17 protein-coding genes are annotated in these 21,236 nt (G+C 50.8%); 12 read left to right on the forward strand and 5 right to left on the reverse strand.

All coding sequences use genetic code 11. The features are described from left to right. Positions 1-359 precede the first annotated feature (359 nt). Together DESTI_RS20670 and DESTI_RS20675 are read right to left on the reverse strand one after the other, a co-directional pair. Positions 360-1,958: a hypothetical protein gene (locus tag DESTI_RS20670; RefSeq protein WP_014811926.1), complete on the reverse strand. Its 1,599-nt coding sequence runs from the start codon at positions 1,956-1,958 to the stop codon at positions 360-362. 161 nt (positions 1,959-2,119) lie between these two features. Continuing rightward, positions 2,120-2,836, reverse strand: coding sequence for an ankyrin repeat domain-containing protein (locus tag DESTI_RS20675; RefSeq protein WP_014811927.1), 717 nt, complete (start codon positions 2,834-2,836; stop codon positions 2,120-2,122). Positions 2,837-3,147: 311 nt separating this feature from the next. Here DESTI_RS20675 and DESTI_RS29205 point away from each other — a divergent pair, with 311 nt between their 5' ends. From DESTI_RS29205 to DESTI_RS20705, 6 genes are all read left to right on the forward strand, one after another. After that, the gene (locus tag DESTI_RS29205; RefSeq protein ID WP_052316077.1) at positions 3,148-4,959 is read left to right on the forward strand and encodes a sigma-54-dependent Fis family transcriptional regulator; all 1,812 of its coding nucleotides are present in this window, start codon (positions 3,148-3,150) and stop codon (positions 4,957-4,959) included. Positions 4,960-5,315: 356 nt separating this feature from the next. Further along, the gene (locus DESTI_RS20685; protein WP_014811929.1) at positions 5,316-5,777 is read left to right on the forward strand and encodes a response regulator; all 462 of its coding nucleotides are present in this window, start codon (positions 5,316-5,318) and stop codon (positions 5,775-5,777) included. A 325-nt stretch (positions 5,778-6,102) separates the two neighbouring features. Continuing rightward, entirely contained in the window at positions 6,103-6,963 is an 861-nt protein-coding gene (locus DESTI_RS20690; RefSeq protein ID WP_014811930.1) for an HAD-IIB family hydrolase, read from the forward strand. Beyond that, a complete protein-coding gene (locus DESTI_RS20695) occupies positions 6,960-8,264 on the forward strand; it encodes a glycosyltransferase family protein (protein WP_014811931.1) in 1,305 nt (434 codons plus the stop codon). Before DESTI_RS20690 ends, DESTI_RS20695 begins: the two co-directional genes overlap by 4 nt. Then, entirely contained in the window at positions 8,218-9,495 is a 1,278-nt protein-coding gene (locus DESTI_RS20700; RefSeq protein ID WP_014811932.1) for a glycosyltransferase, read from the forward strand. Before DESTI_RS20695 ends, DESTI_RS20700 begins: the two co-directional genes overlap by 47 nt. A gap of 510 nt (positions 9,496-10,005) precedes the next feature. Further along, the gene (locus DESTI_RS20705) at positions 10,006-11,739 is read left to right on the forward strand and encodes an ArsB/NhaD family transporter (RefSeq protein ID WP_014811933.1); all 1,734 of its coding nucleotides are present in this window, start codon (positions 10,006-10,008) and stop codon (positions 11,737-11,739) included. A gap of 368 nt (positions 11,740-12,107) precedes the next feature. Here DESTI_RS20705 and DESTI_RS20710 read toward each other — a convergent pair whose 3' ends face one another. The 3 genes from DESTI_RS20710 to DESTI_RS20720 form a co-directional block, all read right to left on the reverse strand. After that, positions 12,108-12,605 carry a Spy/CpxP family protein refolding chaperone gene (locus DESTI_RS20710; protein ID WP_014811934.1) on the reverse strand — a complete coding sequence of 166 codons (498 nt, stop codon included), beginning with the start codon at positions 12,603-12,605 and terminating at the stop codon, positions 12,108-12,110. A gap of 304 nt (positions 12,606-12,909) precedes the next feature. Next, positions 12,910-13,248 carry a hypothetical protein gene (locus DESTI_RS20715; RefSeq protein ID WP_014811935.1) on the reverse strand — a complete coding sequence of 113 codons (339 nt, stop codon included), beginning with the start codon at positions 13,246-13,248 and terminating at the stop codon, positions 12,910-12,912. Between the two features lie 18 nt (positions 13,249-13,266). Continuing rightward, positions 13,267-13,827 carry a hypothetical protein gene (locus DESTI_RS20720; RefSeq protein ID WP_157212230.1) on the reverse strand — a complete coding sequence of 187 codons (561 nt, stop codon included), beginning with the start codon at positions 13,825-13,827 and terminating at the stop codon, positions 13,267-13,269. 346 nt (positions 13,828-14,173) lie between these two features. Between DESTI_RS20720 and DESTI_RS20725 the strand changes: the two genes are divergently transcribed. The 6 genes from DESTI_RS20725 (at position 14,174) to DESTI_RS20750 (ending at position 21,100) form a co-directional block, all read left to right on the forward strand. Beyond that, on the forward strand, positions 14,174-14,881 hold the full coding sequence (locus DESTI_RS20725; protein WP_014811937.1) for a sugar phosphate nucleotidyltransferase: 708 nt from the start codon (positions 14,174-14,176) through the stop codon (positions 14,879-14,881). Continuing rightward, positions 14,874-15,905: an SDR family NAD(P)-dependent oxidoreductase gene (locus tag DESTI_RS20730; RefSeq protein ID WP_014811938.1), complete on the forward strand. Its 1,032-nt coding sequence runs from the start codon at positions 14,874-14,876 to the stop codon at positions 15,903-15,905. Before DESTI_RS20725 ends, DESTI_RS20730 begins: the two co-directional genes overlap by 8 nt. A gap of 234 nt (positions 15,906-16,139) precedes the next feature. Then, positions 16,140-17,300 carry a DegT/DnrJ/EryC1/StrS family aminotransferase gene (locus DESTI_RS20735; protein WP_014811939.1) on the forward strand — a complete coding sequence of 387 codons (1,161 nt, stop codon included), beginning with the start codon at positions 16,140-16,142 and terminating at the stop codon, positions 17,298-17,300. After that, positions 17,297-17,530, forward strand: a complete 234-nt coding sequence (locus tag DESTI_RS30920) for a hypothetical protein (RefSeq protein ID WP_157212231.1) — start codon at positions 17,297-17,299, stop codon at positions 17,528-17,530. The genes DESTI_RS20735 and DESTI_RS30920 overlap by 4 nt, the downstream gene beginning before the upstream one ends. 102 nt (positions 17,531-17,632) lie before the next feature. Continuing rightward, the gene (locus DESTI_RS20745; RefSeq protein WP_014811941.1) at positions 17,633-18,775 is read left to right on the forward strand and encodes a cysteine desulfurase family protein; all 1,143 of its coding nucleotides are present in this window, start codon (positions 17,633-17,635) and stop codon (positions 18,773-18,775) included. 9 nt (positions 18,776-18,784) lie between these two features. After that, positions 18,785-21,100, forward strand: a complete 2,316-nt coding sequence (locus DESTI_RS20750) for a penicillin-binding protein 1C (RefSeq protein WP_014811942.1) — start codon at positions 18,785-18,787, stop codon at positions 21,098-21,100. The last annotated feature ends 136 nt before the right edge of the window (positions 21,101-21,236 follow it).

The raw sequence follows: 21,236 nt of genomic DNA on the forward strand, positions 1-21,236 counted from the left end.
TTACACGAAGGCCTCCGGTGATCCAGCTGCCGGGCAGTCTCAGAGGACCAAGGGACGAACGATCTACCGGTGCCTCTGCCCGACTCCTGCAGAGAGTCTGACAGACGTGCATCCCCCCTCTATCAGGACTCTTATATCTTGGCAACCAAGAGTCCTATTTTTTGAAGTACCTCGTATCATTGATCCAGTATCAGCCCCTCCCCTCAGCTCGGTACCGGTTCCAGAGATTCAGTACTTCATGGACAGAAACATACAAGGGACGCCGGTCCCTACCAATATTTGGGTGCCACGGACCTGCCCTGTAGGTCCGTGTTACCTCCTCAATGAGAAATATCTTGACTGCAAGTCCGTATCAGTCGCTATTCCCGTGGTCCTTCATCTTTTTGCGTTAACGAAGCCAATAGTACCATCATCCCTAAAACCAGATATGCCAGGGTGAACTGATACGGTATCTGTTGTTCCAGACCGGTAAGCAGCCAAGGGAAATACACGTTTGCCTGTAGAGAGGAGGAATGGATGATTCCGAAGAAAGTAAGCACAGCGAGAATGAAGAGGTAGATCGCACAATTCCTCAATCTTCGATCTATCATTTCAGCGAGAAAAGCGCCCCAGAGCATACCCGTCAAAATGAAACCATTCCCCAGAGCAACGGTCACGAGGATTTCCGGCAATCCACTTCCCGCCTTGTTCAACAGATGATGGAGTTGCTGTGTGGAAACGATTTCAGGATTTTCATACTGGATCGACAAAAGACGTGCAATCGTCGGCAAGATAGCCAGCACCACTGCGGACGCATGACGGCGGGGGCTGTGGACAAACGCCTGAGCCGTTATCTCCAGGCATATGAAAACGAGTATCGGAGCGAGCACAGCACGTGGGATGAGTTCGACAATAAACGAGACATAACCCAACATGCCCCCAAGTCCTACGAAAATTCCGGTGAGCAGAGTGTACCCCGCTCTCGATCCCATGCGTTTGTATGCAGGGTGACCGATGTACGGGCACGACTGGGCCACACCGCCGCAAATACCTGCAATCAGTGTGGCAACCGCTTCGGTGAGCAGGATTTTCCGCGTATCGAATCCATCTCCTGCTACTCGGGCGCTTTCCGTTACATTTATGCCCCCGACTATGGTGAGAATCCCAAATGGAACGGCAATGGGTAGATACTTGAGCGCGGGAACAATCCCCTCCAGAAATCCCAAACTCGGAGCGGGAAGACCCGGATGAAACGCGAGTTTGGGCACGGTGTACGCTTGAGATTCGATTCCGGCGAATCCTCCGAGATAGTACCCATGGTACAGGACTGTTCCCAAAATGACGGCAGTCAACACTCCCGGAATTTTCCCAGGCAGCTCGATTCCCGCAATAGCTGAATACAGCACGAGCCCCAGAGCGATCGTGCCCACCACCGGCATGCTGAAAATATCCACCAGCGGGAAGAACCCGATGAGAGCCACCCCTACTCCGGCAAGAGATCCCAGGAGCCCTGCCCGCGGCACTACTCTTTGAATCCAGTTGCCGCAAAAGGAAAGGACTACTTTTACGATACCGATCATGACCATGGTGGCTGTTCCGATGTGCCAGGTCATGATTGCGGCGTCTTGAGGCGAAAATCCATTCTGCTTCAATGCAATGAATGCCGGCCCCAGCACAGTAAGAGCAATTCCGATAGTTGAAGGCGTATCCAGACCGAGAGGCATGGCAGTCACATCGGGATTTCCGGTTTTTCGGGCTAGTCGGAAAGCCATCCAGGTATAGAGAAGATCTCCTACCAGAACTCCGAATGTGGTCCCTGGAAACATGTATCTGTAAACTATTTCTGCAGGAAAGTTGAAAACAACGATCAGAGTTCCTGCCAGAAAGGACAGGACGGCGATGTTATCGAACATGAGTCCGAAAAACCCGTTCAGGTCACCTATTCCGATCCATTTGTACGTACTCGGTTGATTGTTCATACCCGAGAAGCCATATTTCCGAACTCTTTGAGGAAGAAAGAAGGATATTTATTGCGACTGACGATTGCAGGCAAGAATATGCTACGCATTTTTGCACAGCACAAATGCGAAAAATCTGTAAAACACAGATAGCACAGACTTCTCGGATTTCTCCAGAATTATTACTGCGCCCCGTGCCTGGTCAACATGGCCACCACCGACTGATGGCCCTTTTCATTTGCGTATGCCAGGGCGTTCTTGCCCTGATTTTCCCTGAGATTGGGGTCCGCCCCTTTTCTCAGGAGCAGGTGCACCGTTTCAAAATGACCGTTGTGGCAGGCGGAAATCAGCGCAGTCCGGCCGGAAACGGCTTTCGCATTGACGTCAGCTCCCCTGTTAATGAGGATTTCGGCGATTTCAGTGTTGCCGGAAAAGCAACTCCACATGAGAGCACTACTGCCGTTTTCAGCCCTTGTGTTCACGTTCGCACCGCGTCTGAGGAGCAGATCTACAATCCGTTTGTGCCCTTTTGAAGCAGCCCAGATGATGGGAGTCATGCCCCACTTGCCGCGTGCATTCACGTCCGCTCCGTTATTGAGAAGACGTTCCGTCTCCTTCGCGTTTCCGGTCCGCGCTGCATGAATGAGCAGCTCATTGTATTTCTTCTTCTGAGAATCGTCGAAAGCCGGGAATTGAAGAATGAGCTCTACGGTAGCTTCAAACAGTTGTACCCTGTCATCCAACTCGTCCTGAAAGAGGAGTCCTTTATCAACCAGTTGATTGAGTAAATTCATCAACTTATCAGCAGAAAGATGGTATTTCTCCATAAGAGCCGTGTCGTCCATGCCGGCTCGTATGTCTCTCACTACCTCGCTCGCTTTGATTTTGGTTTTTTCCATCTATAGCCTCTGAAACCAGACGTAGCCGAATCGAGTTCCCAAACCAAGAATAAAGCTCATTAAGATATACACGACGCAAATAAAGTTAGTCCAGAAAATTACTGATGAAAGCGAAACGCCGGGAGAGAATTGTACGGTCAGTAACGGCAGCGGTCTTTGTTTTCGGAAATCTCAGAGCCTTCGGGAGACCATTCTTCTAACCCATTGCAAAAGAACCTCTGTCCGGTTTAGTCTGTACCATCCTGAAAGAAATGAATAATCGGTGCAGGTCATGACAGGCGATGACGAGGCACGCGAAGGAAAAGAGTCCCGTGAAAGCCAATACGCACGTGAAACAGGCTTCCCCCGAAAACATCACCCCCACTGGAGAGAACACGGATGCCCAGATCCAACAGGCTCTCATACTCGCGCAAGCCCGACTGAAGGCTCTGTTTGAATATATGCAGAATGGGGTGGTTATTCTCAGACCCGAACAGAACGGCAGCGATTTCATCATTGTGGATATGAACCGTGCGGCAGAACGGATCGAAAAGATCAAACGCGATAGAGCCATTGGAAAAAGTGTTCTCAAGGTGTTGCCAGGCCTGGAAGAATTCGGCCTCCTGGATGTCTTTCGGACAGTGTGGCGCACCGGTAAGCCTGTCGATTATCCTGTAACCAGGTACAAGGACGACCGGCTTGAAGGATGGCGGGATCACTTTGTCTACAGGCTCCCTTCAGGCGAACTCGTCACCGTATACAGTGACGAGACCAGGCGAAAACAAGCCGAAGAAGAGATGCATAAAAGCCATGCGCTCTTCCGAGCCGTGGTAGAAAGCGTTCCGGATTGCATTTTCATCCAAGATGCTTCCCTGCGGTTTACGTATGTGAATCCGGCTGTGGAAAAACTCCTGGGAAGACCGGCTTCCGAAATTCTGGGACAAACAGCGGAGGACATCTACGGGGAAGAAGCAGGAAGAACCATTCGCCAGTGGGACCGCCGGGTGCTCCAGGGACAATCTCTGGAAGAAGAGCATACCAGGCCGGTGGACGGAGTCTATTTAACCTTTCATGACATCAGGGTGCCTCTGAGAAATCATACGAATGAAGTTGTCGGAATCTGTGGAATCGCCCGCAATATTACCGAGCGCAAACGGCTTAGCTGGGACATGCAGGAGTGTGCGGAAGATTATCGCTCCGAAGCAATGCGTGAAGTAGTGAACAAGGCTTTTTTTGCATCCACCACGGATAGCATCATACTGCTACAGGGCGAGAGCGGAAGCGGAAAAGATTACCTCGCTCGCTGGATACACGATCACTCCCGACGGGTTGACGGCCCGTTCTTCGCCTTGAACTGCGCTGCGATTTCGCCGGAACTGGCGGAATCCGAGCTTTTCGGACACGAGCACGGTGCGTTCACCGGGGCACGAGGCAAGAAAAAAGGGCTCCTGGAATTGGCGGAAGGCGGAACCCTGCTCTTAAACGAAATCGGTGAGCTATCCCTTGCTATGCAATCCAAACTGCTGACGTTTCTGGATACTCGATCGTACCTGAGGGTTGGCGGCAACAAGAGCATTCGCGTCGATGCCCGTCTCATCGCAGCCACTCACCGGAATCTTGAAACAGAGGTGCAAACCGGGCGTTTCCTACCTGCGCTTTTCTACCGGTTGAACGTGTTTCCCATAGTCGTTCCGCCTCTCCGCCAACGGGTTGAGGATATACCGATTATCGCCCGATCTCTTCTGAAAAAATTGACTGTTGAAATGCAACTCCCCGGAATTCGCGAGATTTCTTCAGAAGACCTGGAAGCTCTTGCCCGCTATCACTGGCCGGGAAATATCCGTGAACTGCGTAACGTGCTGGAACGGTCACTGATGTTGTCGCAGGACGGGGACTTCCGGGTGGCCCTCTCAACGGGCGAAGATGCTTCCGGACACGAATGGACGATGCGGATCGGTTTTCCGACCGACGGGACTCTCAAGAAAATGAGCGATCTCGTGACGGAATCACTTTGCAGAGAAGCGCTTCGACGCTGCAAGGGAAATCGGAAAGCAGCGGCACGGCTGCTTGGGATTTCTCGTGATTCGATGCATCGGCACATCCGTCGCTTCGGGATAGTGTCAGACGATCGCACCACCTTGTAGACTATTGTTGCATTTATCTGACACCTTTTGCTCGGTTTTCAGGCAAAAGCTAACCAAGAGAGAGCTGGTGTCAGATAACCGCACACATTCAGCATGGCCCCGAATGTGCGTGTTTTTTGCTAACCTCCTATTACACTGTAATACCTACCCTTTTTCCCTCTGATCTCCTCATTTCCGGTTTGGTATGAGACTTGCTTTACCGTAATACAGGTCACTTCACACGAGCTTGGTGCGCCTGAAGCGCGCACCAGGGTGATCGAGATCCACTGGCATAACAATTCAAGTGCGTGAGGAAGCACTCCGGGACAAGCGATCAGAGCGTTTCCCGGCGGTAGTTCCTCAAACGCGCAGCGGTAATGGTACGGAATGTGACGACACACATCCTGTTCGTTGGCGTTGAGCAAACACTTACCGCACGGATTCGTAGATCTCTCAAAGAACACGGGGTCTTCGTATCCATCGCCGCAACTGCCGATCACGCGGTTTCCATGCTCGATTTGCAGCCTTTCATGGATGCGGTTCTCCTGGACGTGACAAGCTCCGAATCGGCTGTTCTTGACGCTCTGCAAAGCATGAAAAGCGCACATCCTTTGATCGAAGTGATCGTAATGGCGACTCGGGAGAAATTCTATGTAGCAATCCAGGCTATGAAACTCGGTGCGTTCGATCTTCTCGTGCAGCCGTACCGGGTTGATGAACTCCTGAAGAAGCTCAGGGAAGCGAAGGCACACAGATGCGAGCACCAGGAGAAAATCCTGGCAGCGCAGAAGAAAATGCTTCTCTTGCGCAGAGGGATTTATTCCGAGGAAGGAACGTAGCTGCAACAAAGTTTTTCACAAGGCTGTTGTCCGATTGAGGATTAGGAGTATTGGTGCGTGCCCGGCCTCCGCGCCGGCACATCTTCAACATAATCAATGGCATCGATAGAATGGACCGGCAGAGAGAACTGTCTCAAAACCTCGAATGCACAAGAAATCGTACCACGATTCCCCTTCCGAGTAGGGGCAGACCTGTGTGTCTGCCCTCATTTGGGCGGACTCGCAGGTCAGCCCCTACACTCAGACAGGGAAGATGATGAAAAAATTCGTGCCACGATCTAGCGCTCTAACGATGCGAATTCGAGTTTAACGAAGTAGAGAAGAATTGAAGGCCAATAAGAAAATAGTTGTCTTCACAGATCTGGATTCCACGCTTCTGGACACGAATACCTATTCGTGGGCTGCGGCCCGAGCTGCACTCGATGCGCTTAAGCGAGCGCACGGTCATCTCGTGCCGGTTTCAAGCAAGACTCTGGTGGAAATGGAACCTTTGCATGAGGCATTAGGATTCACAGATCCGTATGTAGTTGAAAATGGCGGAGGAATCGTTGTGCCACCGGAAAGCCGTCTAAAGGAGACCATATCCTTCATTGCGGGAAGCGCAGGGTTGGTATCCGAACAGAGAGCTTCCGTATGGGCGCTCGGGAAATCGTATGAAGAAGTGGTTGCGGGTCTGCGCGAAATTTCCGAAGAGACTGGTGTTCGACTCCTGGGGTTTAGCTCCATGTCAGATGCGGACGTTACCTGTTTGACAGGACTTTCATTGAATGATGCCCGGAAAGCGCGAGCCAGGCAATTCAGTGAGCCTTTTCTCATTATTGAGGATGTTTTGCCGGAGGCGGAACCCATGGAAGCAGCCGCAGCGAAAAGAGGCCTCACGGTAGTGAAAGGAGGAAGATTCTGGCACCTCATGGGACACAATGGGAAAGGTGCAGCGGTTTCATCTCTTATTCGAGCGTACACGCAATTGTTCGGCCAAGTACTCACGATAGGACTCGGCGACAGCCCCAATGATCTTTCATTCTTGGAAATTGTGGATGTTCCCGTGCTTTTGGGGATGAACAGACGCCTGTTCAGGCATTCGGAATCGTCCGGGAAGCTTCGAAACTACCCGCGGACCGGACCCGAAGCGTGGAATCAGGCGGTACTTGAAATTCTATCTGAGGAACAGGAGGAGCTTCAATGAGTGATTTTCTACAAAGAGGACCGATCAGCACTCTCCATCTTCTGGGGGACACGAATATTTATACTCTGGAACGAGAAATTGAAGAAGCGGCCGAGACGCGGCCGATAGCGCTCGTACTTCCCTGCCTGATTTCCGAAATGGACGGTTCCGCTCTGAAAGTGATCATGAGTGCTCTGGAAAGAGTGAATTATCTTCGAGAAATAATCATTACCCTCGGACCGGCAGACAAGGACGACTTTGCAAGGGCATGCGACTATTTCTTGCCGCTGCATAAAAAAGGGCGAAGGGTAAGGCTCATCTGGAATGACGGAGAACGGGTAACCTCGTTATATCAAGAAATCGAAAAGACCGGACTTTCACCCGGGCCGCACGGTAAAGGACGCAGTGCCTGGATGGCTTACGGATACATCCTCGCGGAAGGAGAGGCCTACATCATCGCTCTCCACGATTGCGACATTCTTTCGTACACCAGCGATCTTCTGGCGAGGCTCGTCTACCCCACGGTAATGCCTGAATTCGATTATGAATTCTGCAAAGGATATTACAGCCGAGTGACAGACCGCCTGCACGGGCGAGTGACGCGCTTGTTGTTCACCCCGCTTATCCATGCCTTGAGACGAATTCTCGGACCGCTTCCTTTGCTCCATTATTTCGCTTCTTTCAGGTATCCGTTGGCTGGAGAGTTCTCCATGGTTTCAGACTTGGCACGCATAAACCGTATACCCGCGGATTGGGGACTCGAGGTGGGCGTGCTGGCAGAGATCTATCGTAACTGCTCTCTGAACAGAATTTGCCAGGTTGAGCTATGCCAAAACTACGATCACAAACACCAGGATCTCTCTGCTGAAGATCCGTCGAGAGGTCTCCACAAAATGGCGGTGGACGTGTGCAGCACGGTATTCCGTGTGCTGTGCTCCAGTGGAGTCGTACTGAGCAGCGGCTTTTTCGATACGCTCCGGGCAACGTTCCTCAAAGAGGCACAAGACCTTATGGTCATGTACAACGGAGACGCCAGAATTAACGGTTTGAAGTACGACCGACATGCCGAAGCGGTTGCCTTTGAAACCTTTGCCGACGCAATTCGTAGAGCTGGAGACGTTATTCGGACGGATCCATTAGGCATACCTTTGATTCCTAACTGGAACCGTGTGTTTTCGGCCATTCCCGGATTCGAGGAACGATTGGTTGAAGCTATAGATTGTGACAATCGAGAATTCGCAAATATCGCGAAATTTCCCGGAGGAGAGGACAGAAGTGAAGTTCAGCAGTGCTTTGAGACCGTATGTGATCAAACGGGTTGAGGAGTTGGAAAGGGCGGATCTGGTTGTAGGAATTCCCTGCTTCAACAATGAAAAGACTATAGCTCACGTCGTTCAAATGGTGAGCCACGGCCTGAAGGAATACTATCCGCAACTCCGGGCCGTGATCATCATATCCGACGGTGGTTCTACGGACGACACGAGAGATGTTGCAAAAGAGTTTCAGTTAAAGCCGTGGCAAGAGAAGATCGTCGGTATCTACAGAGGTATTCCGGGAAAGGGAACGGCGCTTCGCATGGTGCTGCAATCTGCTCACATGTTGAATGCACGTGCATGCATGGTGGTGGATGCAGATCTTCGGAGTATTTCCAACAGATGGATTCAAGCGCTTCTGGACCCGGTCCTTTCGCATGACTTCGATTTTGTGGCGCCCATTTACACTCGTTACAAGTACGACGGAACCATAACCAACAATATCGTTTACAACCTCTGTCAGGCGGTATTCGGCAAAAAGATCAGACAGCCTATAGGCGGCGATTTCGCGTTTAGCAACAGGCTGGTTCAATTCTATGTGCAGCAGGACGTGTGGGAAACGGATGTCGCACGTTTCGGCATCGATATTTGGCTTACCATCCAGGCCATCATGTATGAATTTCGGATTTGCCAGTCTCACCTGGGGCGAAAAATACATGACGCAAAGGATCCTTCCGAACATCTCGGCCCCATGTTCCGACAAGTTGTCTCGACACTTTTTGCTCTCATGGAGCAGACAGAAAGAAGCTGGCACAACAAAACCGGAGCGGAACAGATTCCCGTATTCGGTGAAATGAGCACAGACGAGCCTGACCCTATTCCGGTCAATCTGGCGAAACTCGTGCACTCGTTCAAGATGGGATTAGACCATTTCGGAAGTCTGTGGGAACAGATTTTTTGTGAAGACTGTTTTGCTGCAATCAAGACAGCAGCCAGAATGGACGTTTCGAAGTTTCGGCTTCCACAAGATACCTGGGTGCGGGTGCTCTACGAGCTTGCAGGAACGTATCACAATTGGCCGAGTAACCGCAGGAGGCTCATAGATTTGATGACTCCTCTGTACTACGGTCGTGTCGCGTCTTTTGTGAATGAAACGAAAGACATGACCTCTTTGGAAGCCGAACGTCTCGTGGAAGAGCAGGCAGCCTTTTTTGTGGATGCAAAGGATTACCTCATCCAGGCCTGGGACAATCCTCGTACCTGCAGCAGGGATTTTCTCGCTGAAGCGGAAGAATTGTAATACCGATATGCTTTCAAAGCAGTAACACCGGGGACCAAAAGGATTATGCCTTTAGCTCAGTTCCTAATGAAAGCACAGGCTCTATTAACTGACATACTGGTCTTGACATTGCGGCACAGCCGTGTAGGGGCAGGTCTCGTGAGACTGTCTCAAAAGTCGAAATTTATCCCAGATCGTGGCACGAAGTTCTGGTCGTCCTGCTGGGCTGATTGTAGGGGCGGGCCTCGTGTCCGCCCAAATAGGGGTAGGCACTAGGCCTACCCCTACGAAGATGGCGAATCGTGGCACGATTTGTTGTGCATTCGAGAATTTTGAGACAGTCTCCACGGGATGCCCCTACCCAAAGGTTCCCGGACTCTAGGTACATCGCGAGCAAAACAATGACAGTTGCGGATCTCATTTCCGGATGATTGATTCATTCGATGTTCGTTCAGGTGCACGCATAGTCTCATCGGGGAGCTGCTTATTGCGCTCCCTTTTATAGTGGAATGGATTAAGAGGTGATAAAAAATGAACATTGCCGGATTGCTCATCGGCGTGATTCTCTCTGTGGTATTCGTTTTTTCCGGTACGGCTTCGGCTAGCGGATCGCCTTCGAACAATGCGATTCTCGTTATTCAAGGCCAGGTTCTGGATTCTGCGGGCAATCCCGTCAGCGATGCCCATGTTCAGCCATTCCGGGACGGACATCCGGTCAAATTTGAAGGAGACGGATCCGGTCACAAGAAAGTCTTCACCGGAAGAAACGGACTCTTCATGCTGGAGATCCCCTCGTCTGCGGAAGCGCTGAAAGAGGCCAAATGGACAGCAAAAGTCACCTGTCCGAGTTTTCGACCATCCCAAATCATACCTTTGAATCTTCACGAACAGGATATCGAAAACGGCGCTCAACGTTTTCTAGGTTCGTTCACGGTAACGCTCCAACGTTATCAGGGAGCAGCATTCTGGATCGCGCTGGTGGTATTCACGCTCGTGTACGTACTGATTGCGTTTGAAGTGATGCATCGCACGCTGGCGGCCTTCCTGGGTGCGACCCTCATCCTGTTGATCACCCATACTCTGGGAACGTTCGACGATGCGTACAAGATTCTGACGTACGAGCAGGCATTGCTAAAGATCGACTGGAACGTGGTCTTTCTCTTAATGGGCATGATGATCATAGTCGGAGTCTTGAAGATTTCCGGAGTCTTTCAGTGGCTTGCCTATAAGTCTTTTCAGTTGGCAGGGGGACGCATTTACCTTCTGTCCGCGATCCTCTGCGTCGTCACGGCTATTGCCAGCGCTTTCCTGGATAATGTGACAACCATGTTGCTGCTTACGCCTGTGACACTCGAAATAGCGCTGGTCTTGAAGGTGTCGCCTTTTGTCTTCCTCATGCCGGAGATCGTTGCCTCCAATTTCGGAGGAACAGCCACACTCATCGGCGATCCTCCCAACATCATGGTGGGATCGTACGCAGGACTCACTTTCAACGATTTTGTCGTAAATCTTACCCCAGTCGTGATAGTGATTATGGTCCTGCAGATCCTCTACAATAAATTCCTGTATGGAAAGGAATACTCTCGGGCCAGGGTAGAAGATGTGCCGAATATGATGGCTTTCCTCAAAGAGAAATATCCCATTACGGATAGTCGGGTTTTGGTCGTGGGAGGCACGGTGCTCGCTGGTGTTGTGCTCTTGTTCATCCTGCACGGATTTTTCCATATGGAAGTCAGTGTTGCAGCGCTGTTCGGTGCAGCTCTAATAGTCCTGCTCAATAAAGCGGATGTCATAGAAGTACTGGAAAAAGAAATTGAATGGCCTTCGCTGGTCTTTTTCATCATGTTGTTCATTGTGGTCGGCGGGGCAGAGCAAACCGGAATTTTGCAGGCCGTTGCGGACTGGATCTTGAATGTTTCCCAGGGAAATCTCGTGATAGCTATATTGATTATCCTTTGGGTTGCGGGAATCGCATCCGCGATTGTGGATAATATTCCTTTTACTGCAACGATGCTTCCCATAGCAGCGTTTCTGACCAAGACCATCCCCGGCGCGGAAAGTGGGGTTTTGTGGTGGGCGTTGGCTCTCGGTGCGTGTTTTGGAGGCAACGGGACCATCATCGGGGCATCAGCGAACGTGGTTACAACGGGAATCGCAGAAAGAGCGGGGCACAAAATCAGTTTCTACGATTATTTCAAGCAGGCAGGGCCTATTACGATTGTCAGTCTGATTCTGTCTTCGGCGTACCTGCTTCTTTTTTACTAACGCCCGATGATTTGTTTCAGGCCATCTCACACCGATTCGCTTTTCATAATCCGGGAGGCTGGAGGTATCCTTCACTATCTTACGTGCATATAACGAATGTCAAATTTTTCGTCCGATTGCGAAAAGCGCTTCTCGAAAATCGGTGGGTGCCGTGCCTCCGTGCCGGCACATTTTTCATAACGAATCAACCAGTTCGGCCCGGCAGAGACGCCGGGCCCTACCGTTCCTTCTAAAGGGTAGGGTGTTCAAAACGTCGACAATTATGTCAACTGTTATAGCTGCGAAAAGGTGCCAGTTTATCCGGCAATTCTTCGTACACAAGAAGAGCCCCTGAACAGGGGCTCTTCTTGTGTCGGGATGCTATATGTTTACAGCGTGGAGGAAAAGCCCGGACCTCCGCAGCCGCGACCGGGGCCACCACCGCAACCGGCTCCGAATCCGCATGCACCTGCTCCTCGTCCGAACCCCATGCCCATGCCGACAGGTCCGAGTTTCTGTCTCTGTTCAGGGGTGAGGAGAGCTCTGAATTTGGTGCCCATAGCCCTGCGCTCGTCTCTCGCCTGATCCTGGAGCGCCCAGATCTCCTGTCGCTTCTTTTCGATTGCTGCCTCGTCGGCTTTATCTTTGGAAGCAAGTTCCTGAAGTTCGATGCGTTTCTGCGCCATTTGCGACCGAACAGCTTCCTGTTTTTTCATGAACTCGGTACGCAATGCAGAAGCCTGCTGTTTTTGTTCGGGACTCAGTTCGTTCCACACGGCCGGTCCTCCACCGCCCGCACAGCATGCTCCTCGCTGGGCATAAGCTGCCACGGATAGGGATAGTACGAACAAGGCGGCCAAAACGGCAATCGACATTCTACTTTTCATCTGTCCATTCTCCTTAGAGGAATTCGTCTTTCTATGTGTCACTACCAGCCTGACAGAAGAATCCCGCGCAGCTACTCGAGAATTTTTCAATTATTTTGGATTTCCAATCGAGAAACCACTTGGAATCTTGCTGCCCTCAACGTTCGGAGAGAATCTATGACGGGTGACAGAGACTTCCATGCTTCTTCTGTATTGAGATAGCCGCAGCCAGCAGTTTTACTTTGCAGAATTATTGAGAAATGGTCTTCTCAGCATTTCAGCTCACGCTTCGGCGTCTCGGAATCTCAATTCCGCAAGATAAAACTCAGTCAACAATTTGTTCACCTTTATCGCGGAGCCACAGCTTGATGGCGGCATTGAGTATTCGATCGAGATCATTATACTTGACGGACCCTTCAAGCTCTTTGACTAGTTCATCGGGTACTTTAATATGTTGGAGCCACATGAGATAGTCAGGGGGAACTTCCGCCGGAAAGATAATGTGAACTCGTTGCTTATCAGTAGCCTCTTTTCGTTGGGCTGATGGCAGTTCCAGGAAATGGAGAATAGACGCCTGAATCGATTTGTCCCGGTCAGAAGGAAGCTTCGCCAGATAGTCTCCTCTTATCAAAGCAGAATATTTTCCTTTTTCAACACGAGTCATCTTTCATTCTTACTTTCTTCAGTTTTGAATGTTTGCGCCTGGATCTGTCGAAAAGCTAGCTGCAGTATCTCGACTGCACCAGGAACTCGAAATCCCCCTTCTCACCCATTCATCCAGACAAATCTTCAAGATTTCACATTGAGTGATAATGAGATCGACTGATCCAAAAATTTTGTTGGCTTCTGCGCTCTCGAGTTCGCCTTGCTCACAGCCGGAAACATCTGGTTGAACTAAATTCTCAAGATTTTCCAAGTCCTTCCTGAGCCGATCCGCTAAGTCAGGATACACAAATACCAACTTCTCTCGAATCATCCTGCCTAGATTAGCAACCAACACATTGATTTTGCTAGCTTTTGACAAAACATCCTGATCAGTTATATCGATGCTTCTGACGCAATCAATGACGTCACCCAAGTTTGCTTTAGCACTGTCAATTACTCCGTTGTTGGCTTTATAATGTTCCAGCGCTGACCACGCGGGGACAATTATAATGGCATAAGTCAGATACGTACTGATGAGTACTACAAGCACCTGAAGAGCACTTTTAACTAATTCAAAGATTAAGAGCTCACAGCTCATTATAATACCCCGCACCCGAAAAATCATGCACTGCTAGAGCGTTCTGGTATCTCTATCTTCTCCTCTGCGAACCTGGGCCCATTAACTCACTACTCCGAAGAGAAACAGCAATGCATGCAATTGTCAAGAAAATGCAGCCCCATGCTCTCAGGAGAACGTACCATCCGGAATTATTCCCAGTGTCAGTTGAACCAATTGTACCGTACGCGTTCAAGTGATCGTTGGCTCTCTGAACCAAAAAGATTGCTTTCTGGCATTTTTTATACGAAGATGCTGCCACCGCTTACCTGACGCGTTTTCAGGCGTATCGATTCTTTGAGAATGGTTTGCAGAGGTCTGGAAGTTCATGCGTGCAGTAATATTGGCAGGCGGCCAGGGCACTCGCCTAAAGCCTTATACCGCCGTTTTACCAAAACCGCTTATGCCGGTCGGAGACATGCCCATCGTGGAAATCCTGATCCGGCAACTGCAGTCTAATGGAGTAGATCGGATCACCTTTGCCCTGGGACATCTTGCTCATCTCGTCCAGGCTGTGCTGGGGAATGGCAAGCGATACGGAGTGGAAATCGACTATTCCATCGAAGATAAGCGTCTCGGAACCAGCGGCCCCCTGTCGTTGATTCGCGATCTGAACGAGACGTTCCTCGTTCTGAACGGAGATGTGCTCACGGACCTGGATTTCCTCGACATCACCCGTTTTCATGCAGACCAGAAATCCACAATAACCATTGCATGTCACAAGCGGTCAGTGAACATCGATTATGGAGTCATTCATCGAGATGGGTTCCGGGTCACGGAATACGAAGAAAAACCTGTTATCGAATTATATGTGAGTATGGGCGTCTACGTGTTCGAACCTGCCGTGCTATCCTATGTGGATCCGGAAACGTACCTGGATTTTCCCGATCTGGTAAATCGGCTCATTCACAAGAACGAGCAGGTGAAGATTTACCCGTACGATGGCATATGGTTCGACCTCGGACGATTTGAGGACTTCAACAGGGTTCATGAAATCTGGGACGATTTGAAGCCGAAGATTCTGTCTCATGAGTAGTTCCGAAATCATCTTGTCAAAGAATTTGTCGGTAGAAAGCTTCCGCAATAAAAGGGTACTGATCACCGGAGCGGCCGGGTTCATCGGCAGCCATCTTTGCGAGGAGCTGGTACGGCAGGGAGCACGGGTCAAAGCCCTCGTGCGGTACAATTCCACACAGTTTTACGGTCACCTGGAATCCGTGGAGAAAACGGTCTATGACGCCATCGAGATCGTTTCCGGTGACGTGCGTGATCCTTACTTCGTTAGTACGGCAGTATCAGGTTCTGACGTTGTCTTTCATCTTGCCGCACTGATAGCTATTCCCTATTCGTATCATGCTCCAAAGAGCTATGTGGATACGAACGTTTCCGGCACTCTGAACATTTTGCAGAGCTGCCTTACCCATGCAGTTGCACGTGTTGTTCACACGTCTACCAGCGAAGTGTACGGAACCGCACAATACACGCCCATAGATGAGAAGCATCCGCTGCAAGGACAATCTCCGTACTCGGCTACAAAGATCGCAGCGGATAAGCTTGCAGAAAGCTTTTATCTTTCTTTCAGGCTCCCGGTGGTCACTATCAGACCGTTCAACTGTTTCGGACCGCGACAGTCCGCACGAGCATTCATTCCTGCAATGGTGTCGCAGGTCTTCACCGAAGATATAATACGCTGTGGATCGCTCACTCCATTGCGCGACTATACGTACGTGAAAGACACGGTCGCGGGATTCATTGCGTGCGGGTCCGTTCACGGTATTGAAGGAATGACCATAAACGTGGGCTCCGGAACCGAGATTTCCATGGGCGATCTTCTCACACGGATCATGGAAAGAACGGGAATCCAAAAAGATACCGTTCAGGAATCTCAAAGAATACGACCAGCCAGAAGTGAAGTCATGGAACTGATCTGTGACAATTCCCTTGCAGCGGCGATTTTGCAGTGGAAACCACGGTATACTCTGGATGAAGGATTGGACGCTGTCATCGAATACGTGAAGGAGAATCTGAGTGCGTACAAAACCAGGGATTACGTGATCTGATGTAATACCAATGTGCTTTCATAGAGGACATATTGAGAGATCTGTTTTTTTGGCCGGTCCCGGCATGTCTCCGAAGCGAAGTCAGGCCGTGCCGTTCGTAGCGAAGGAGATTCGGCGGGACCGGATTTGCCAGATGTCACTTCTTTGAACGCTGGTATAACAATCGTTCGCAGACGATCCCTACACTCGGTTCAAACGGGCATTATCGGACACTGCGTTCCAAGGCGGCCTTTCATGAACTGGCAAGTACCTTTATCAGATCTTGATTTCGGCTTAGAAGAATACGAAGCCGTGCAACGGGTCCTAAAATCCGGGTGGATTTCCATGGGACCTGAAACGGAGCTTTTCGAGCGCGAATTTGCAGAGTATCTCGGGGTGGATCATGCGATTGCAGTGTCGTCGGGTACAGCGGCACTCCATCTTTCGCTCGCGGGGCTCGGGATAGGTCCGGGAGACGAGGTTATCGTCCCTTCTCTAACATTTTGCGCCACCGTAAATGCCATCGTTTACACCGGAGCGGTCCCCGTATTCGCTGACATCGACGGATTGCATGACTTGAACATATCGACTGCTTCCATCGAGCAACGGTTGACTTCGCGCACACGAGCCATTCTCGTTGTCCATTACGGTGGCTTCGCCTGCCGAATGGATCAAATTACAAGAATAGCCGACGACAATGGACTGCTGCTTGTGGAAGATGCGGCCCATGCACCGGGTTCGGCTTTTCATGGCAGGAAACTGGGAACCTGGGGTGACGCAGGATGTTTCAGTTTCTTTTCCAACAAGAACATGGCTACAGCCGAAGGCGGCATGATAGCAACTGCTAACCCGGAATTGGCTGAACGGCTCAAGAGACTGCGCAGTCACGGCATGACCAGTCTCACCTGGCAGAGGCATCGCGGGCACAGCTTTTCATACGATGTGGTTGAAACAGGATACAATTACAGGATGGATGATATACGGGCCGCACTCGGACGGGTGCAGTTGGCCAAGCTCGAGAAAAACAACGCCCGCCGAAGGGAAATTTTCGGTCTCCTGCGAGAAGGACTGGCTCAAGAACAAGGCATGGCTGTTCCTTTCAGCGACTGTGACCTGAACGAATCTTCGTGTCATCTGTTTCCCGTAATCCTTGCTTCCTCGAACATGCGAGAAGGATTCATGGCGGAAATGAAGAAACAAGGTGTTCAGACCAGTATCCATTATCCTCCTGTCCACAGATTCACCTATTATTCTCGAATTCCTTCTCACGATATTCCATTGACCGAAGATGCAGCGTCCAGAGAAGTCTCTCTCCCGCTGTTTCCCTCCATGACGCGGGACCAGGCCGAACTGACAGTCCAAGCCGCGATTCATTCGCTGAAAACCGCACACTGTAGTAAGGGGGCTGTCGTTTGAGCGGATCACTCTGCACCGGCTGCGGATACTGCTGCTCGACCGTCATATGCAGGACGGGCGCGATGTTTTACGGTCATTATTCCGATCCCTGCCCTGCCCTGGAATGGAACGGTTCACGATACGTTTGTTCGCTGTTTCTTAGCGATCCGGACAGGTATGAGCATTTCCTGGATATTGGCGGTGGATGCTGTTTTCCCGAAAATCCCCGGAGAAGGCAAGCTGAGGGCTGAAGACTTCTCCGCAATTGAATACTTGCTTCGACCGAAGTGCTTAGAATAAACATGGGAGCAGTATCTTACGACGACTGATACATTCAATCGGACGAGGCGACAATGGAAAAACCTGTTTACCTGGACTACAACGGGACCACTCCACACGATCCCGAAGTCATAACCGCCATGAGGCCGTTCCTGGAAGAGGAGTTCGGGAATGCTTCCAGCTCCCACTGGTTCGGCATAGCTCCGAAGAGAGCACTGTCACTCGCGCGAAAACAAATCGCGGGAATGCTCAATTGCGACCCCAAAGAGATACTCTTCACCAGCGGCGGAACGGAATCGAACAATCATGCCATCCTGGGTATTGCCTTTTCCCGCAAGGACAAAGGCAATCATATAATCACGAGTAAAATAGAACACCCTGCAGTGCTCGATGTGTGCCGATTCCTCGAAACCCAGGGATTTACAGTCACTTACCTGGATGTGGACGAGTACGGGGTCGTCTCGGTATCCAGCGTTGAAGCTGCCTTGAGACCGGAGACCGTGCTCATTAGTATCATGCACGCGAATAACGAGGTCGGGACAATTCAGCCGGTGGAGGAAATAGCAGCCATTGCCAAAGATCGCGACATTGTGATGCACACGGATGCGGCACAATCCTTGGGGAAAATTGCTGCTGACGTAACAGCTTTGAGGGTCGATCTGCTATCTGTGGCAGGGCACAAGTTGTATGCTCCCAAGGGGATCGGAGCACTCTACATGCGAGAGGGCCTGAAACTGCCCAAATTCATGTTGGGCGCAGGCCAGGAGAGCGGGCGCAGAGCAGGAACGGAGAATATTCTCGAGCTCGTGGGACTGGGCAAAGCCTGCGAGATAGCAGCACGGGATCTGACGAAAAACAGCGAACACATGAAGAAGATGCGAGATAAGCTGCACGCAGGCATCACAGAGCGGATAAAAGAAGTTAAGCTGAACGGTCACCCTGAAAAGCGGCTCCCCAATACGCTCAATCTTTCCTTCAAAGGACTCGAGGCGAATCGCATTCTTGAGGAGATCGGCCTGGATGTGGCCGCTTCTGCAGGAGCGGCATGTCATTCCGATCAGATTACTATTTCTCATGTGCTCGAGGCTATGCATGTGCCTCTGGAATGGGCCAAAGGAACCCTGAGGTTTACCACAGGCAGAATGACCACAGAATCGGAAATAGATCGAGCTGTGAAAGCAGTTATTTCGGGGGTTTCACGGCTGGCTCAGAGTTGACGAATTGCAATGAATGAGGCTTCGCTGAAGAAAAAGATATCCATTCAGTACATTTTACTTGGGGGCTCAGTACTCCTGCTCTTCACGTGCGTGCTCGGTTACATGCTCCTGCCGGATTACCGGAATGCATTGGAAGAGCAACGAGAAAAAGCTGGAGTGGTGATTACCGATCGCAACGGACAGATCTTGCGCATTCTGCCTGATGCCAACGACCATTTGACCATCTGGTACTCGATCGATTCTATTCCGGATATCGTAAAGACCTGTTTCATCGTTTCAGAAGACAAGCGTTTTCGATATCACCCGGGGTTCGATCCCATAGCGATAATCAGAGCAGTGCAATCGAATATTGCGAGGGGGAAGACTGTATCCGGCGCCTCCACGATAACACAGCAGGTTGTACGTCTTATTGAGCCGAGACCTCGGACGATTCGCTCCAAGATTATCGAATTCATCTGTGCTTTGAAGATGGAAATGCAGCTTTCGAAGGATCGTATCCTGGAACTGCATCTCAATCTCAGTCCAATGGGAAGGAACATTTATGGGGTCGGTCTGGCCTCGAGAACCTATTTCGGGAAAGACCTGCAATCGGTCAATGTTGCGGAAGCGGCAGCGCTGGCCGTTCTGCCGCGTTCTCCATCGCGATTCAATCCCCGATGGCAATCGGGGCAAAGGATGCTTGTAGCGGAAAAAGATCGTCTTCTGACAACCATGACAGAACTGGGGCTGCTATCAAACCAATCTCTTGCAGTCATGGTCGGCCCGGTGATCCGTTTCGTGAACCGGCCTTTACCCCTGGAAGCGCCACATCTGGTGGATCTTGTCATGGCGCGAGGCGGAAGGCAGACTGGAAACGTTCGAACCACCATCGATCTGGATCTGCAAAAATCATCGGAACAGATTGTTCGGTCGCATAAGACTCGTTTGCATCGAATGGGAATTTCCCAGGTGGGGCTCATGATTGCATCGGTAAATCCCGGTGAAGTCCTGACCTTAATGGGATCTCTGGATTACTCGGAAAAAGACCTCGGTTACAACAACGCTGTTGTGGCGCTCCGCAGCGCAGGTTCCACGCTGAAGCCTTTTCTCTACGCCCTTTCCCTGGAACGGGGCATGCAGCCGTCTGAAGAAATTCCCGATACATTTCGCAGCTACCGGACGCCTCATGGCGACTATTTGCCATTCAATGCAGATCGTCGGTGGTACGGACCGGTAAGCCTTCGATCTGCTCTGGGCAATTCTTTGAACATCCCCGCGGTGAAGACCATTCGAGAGCTCGGAATCAAGGATTTCTACGAACTTCTCGGTTCCTTGCAGCTCTGCAACCCAAAGATTGCCGATTCGGAAGAATACGGACTTGGTCTGGCCATCGGCAATATCGAGGTAAGCCTGTTTCGGCTTGTCCAGGCGTACCGAGTATTTGCCACGCAAGGATTATTTGGGCAGTTGGCATTCATTGCAGGAGAGACGCAGCCCGGACCTTCTGCATCAAGAGTGTTTTCCAAGGAATCATCGTACCTTGTCACTCACATACTCTCGGATCCTGCGGCCCGACTACTGACATTCGGAAATCCGGATTATCTGGATTTCAAGTTCCCTGTTGCTCTCAAGACCGGCACGAGCAGCAAGTACAAGGATTGCTGGATTGTTGCCTACACTTCCCGGCATGTCATTGGGCTCTGGGGGGGCAACTTCAGCGGCGCGCCCGGTTCCGGCGCTTCCGCTGCAGCGCTGGGACCGATACTCAAGGAGCTGATCGTACATTTATATTCGGCCGAGGAACCGGAGGCTTTTCCGAGACCCGAGGGACTGGAGGAAACGACGATTTGCTGGATGTCGGGAAAAATTGCACGGCCTGATTGTCCTTACACGACGAAAGAGCTCGTCCGAACATCGGAGACACCAGGTAAATGCGAATTAAACCATGAGAATGACAGGCATGACCTCGCCTCGACCTATGCGCACTGGCTGAATCGCCGGGAAACTCAACAGGGCTCAGGTAGATACCGATTAATGCGCTCGATGCATGACCCGACGAATACCATAATTGACAAATTCAGTTCAGCCCGAGGCAAAGGGATTGAAATTGTGAGTCCGCACAATCACGATTGTTTTATCTTATCACCTCACAATTCGCGTAAAGTGTTATTTCGAGCCATTCCACGCCCCGCTGTGGATTACGTTACGTGGTTGTTGAACGGAACAGAAGTGGCCAGAACGCCGGCTCCTTACGAATTCGCGTGGGAGATGAGTCGAGGCACGTACACGGTTCTGGCAGTGACTCCATACAAGAATGCCGCCCGAATCGTTATTCACGTCGAGTAGAATATGCATATCAAAAGAAGTGCAAAAAACCCCAATTCCGGAGTAGGAAGTGGTATTCTGAACGTGAGAATCGGAAAGATCTTGGCGAAAGCAGGTCGACACAAGCTTATAGTCATTGCCAAAATAAATGACCGAT

Origin of the sequence: Desulfomonile tiedjei DSM 6799 (assembly GCF_000266945.1) — a bacterium.
Lineage (GTDB): Bacteria > Desulfobacterota > Desulfomonilia > Desulfomonilales > Desulfomonilaceae > Desulfomonile > Desulfomonile tiedjei.

What these genes read in the sequence shown, in the direction of transcription:
- DESTI_RS20670 (WP_014811926.1), bottom strand. Translation starts at nt 1,958, where the DNA reads ATGAACAATCAACCGAGTACGTACAAATGGATCGGAATAGGTGACCTG.
- DESTI_RS20675 (WP_014811927.1), bottom strand. Translation starts at nt 2,836, where the DNA reads ATGGAAAAAACCAAAATCAAAGCGAGCGAGGTAGTGAGAGACATACGA.
- DESTI_RS20685 (WP_014811929.1), top strand. Translation starts at nt 5,316, where the DNA reads ATGGTACGGAATGTGACGACACACATCCTGTTCGTTGGCGTTGAGCAA.
- DESTI_RS20695 (WP_014811931.1), top strand. Translation starts at nt 6,960, where the DNA reads ATGAGTGATTTTCTACAAAGAGGACCGATCAGCACTCTCCATCTTCTG.
- DESTI_RS20705 (WP_014811933.1), top strand. Translation starts at nt 10,006, where the DNA reads ATGAACATTGCCGGATTGCTCATCGGCGTGATTCTCTCTGTGGTATTC.
- DESTI_RS20710 (WP_014811934.1), bottom strand. Translation starts at nt 12,605, where the DNA reads ATGAAAAGTAGAATGTCGATTGCCGTTTTGGCCGCCTTGTTCGTACTA.
- DESTI_RS20715 (WP_014811935.1), bottom strand. Translation starts at nt 13,248, where the DNA reads ATGACTCGTGTTGAAAAAGGAAAATATTCTGCTTTGATAAGAGGAGAC.
- DESTI_RS20720 (WP_157212230.1), bottom strand. Translation starts at nt 13,827, where the DNA reads ATGAGCTGTGAGCTCTTAATCTTTGAATTAGTTAAAAGTGCTCTTCAG.
- DESTI_RS20725 (WP_014811937.1), top strand. Translation starts at nt 14,174, where the DNA reads ATGCGTGCAGTAATATTGGCAGGCGGCCAGGGCACTCGCCTAAAGCCT.
- DESTI_RS20730 (WP_014811938.1), top strand. Translation starts at nt 14,874, where the DNA reads ATGAGTAGTTCCGAAATCATCTTGTCAAAGAATTTGTCGGTAGAAAGC.
- DESTI_RS20735 (WP_014811939.1), top strand. Translation starts at nt 16,140, where the DNA reads ATGAACTGGCAAGTACCTTTATCAGATCTTGATTTCGGCTTAGAAGAA.
- DESTI_RS20745 (WP_014811941.1), top strand. Translation starts at nt 17,633, where the DNA reads ATGGAAAAACCTGTTTACCTGGACTACAACGGGACCACTCCACACGAT.
- DESTI_RS20750 (WP_014811942.1), top strand. Translation starts at nt 18,785, where the DNA reads ATGAATGAGGCTTCGCTGAAGAAAAAGATATCCATTCAGTACATTTTA.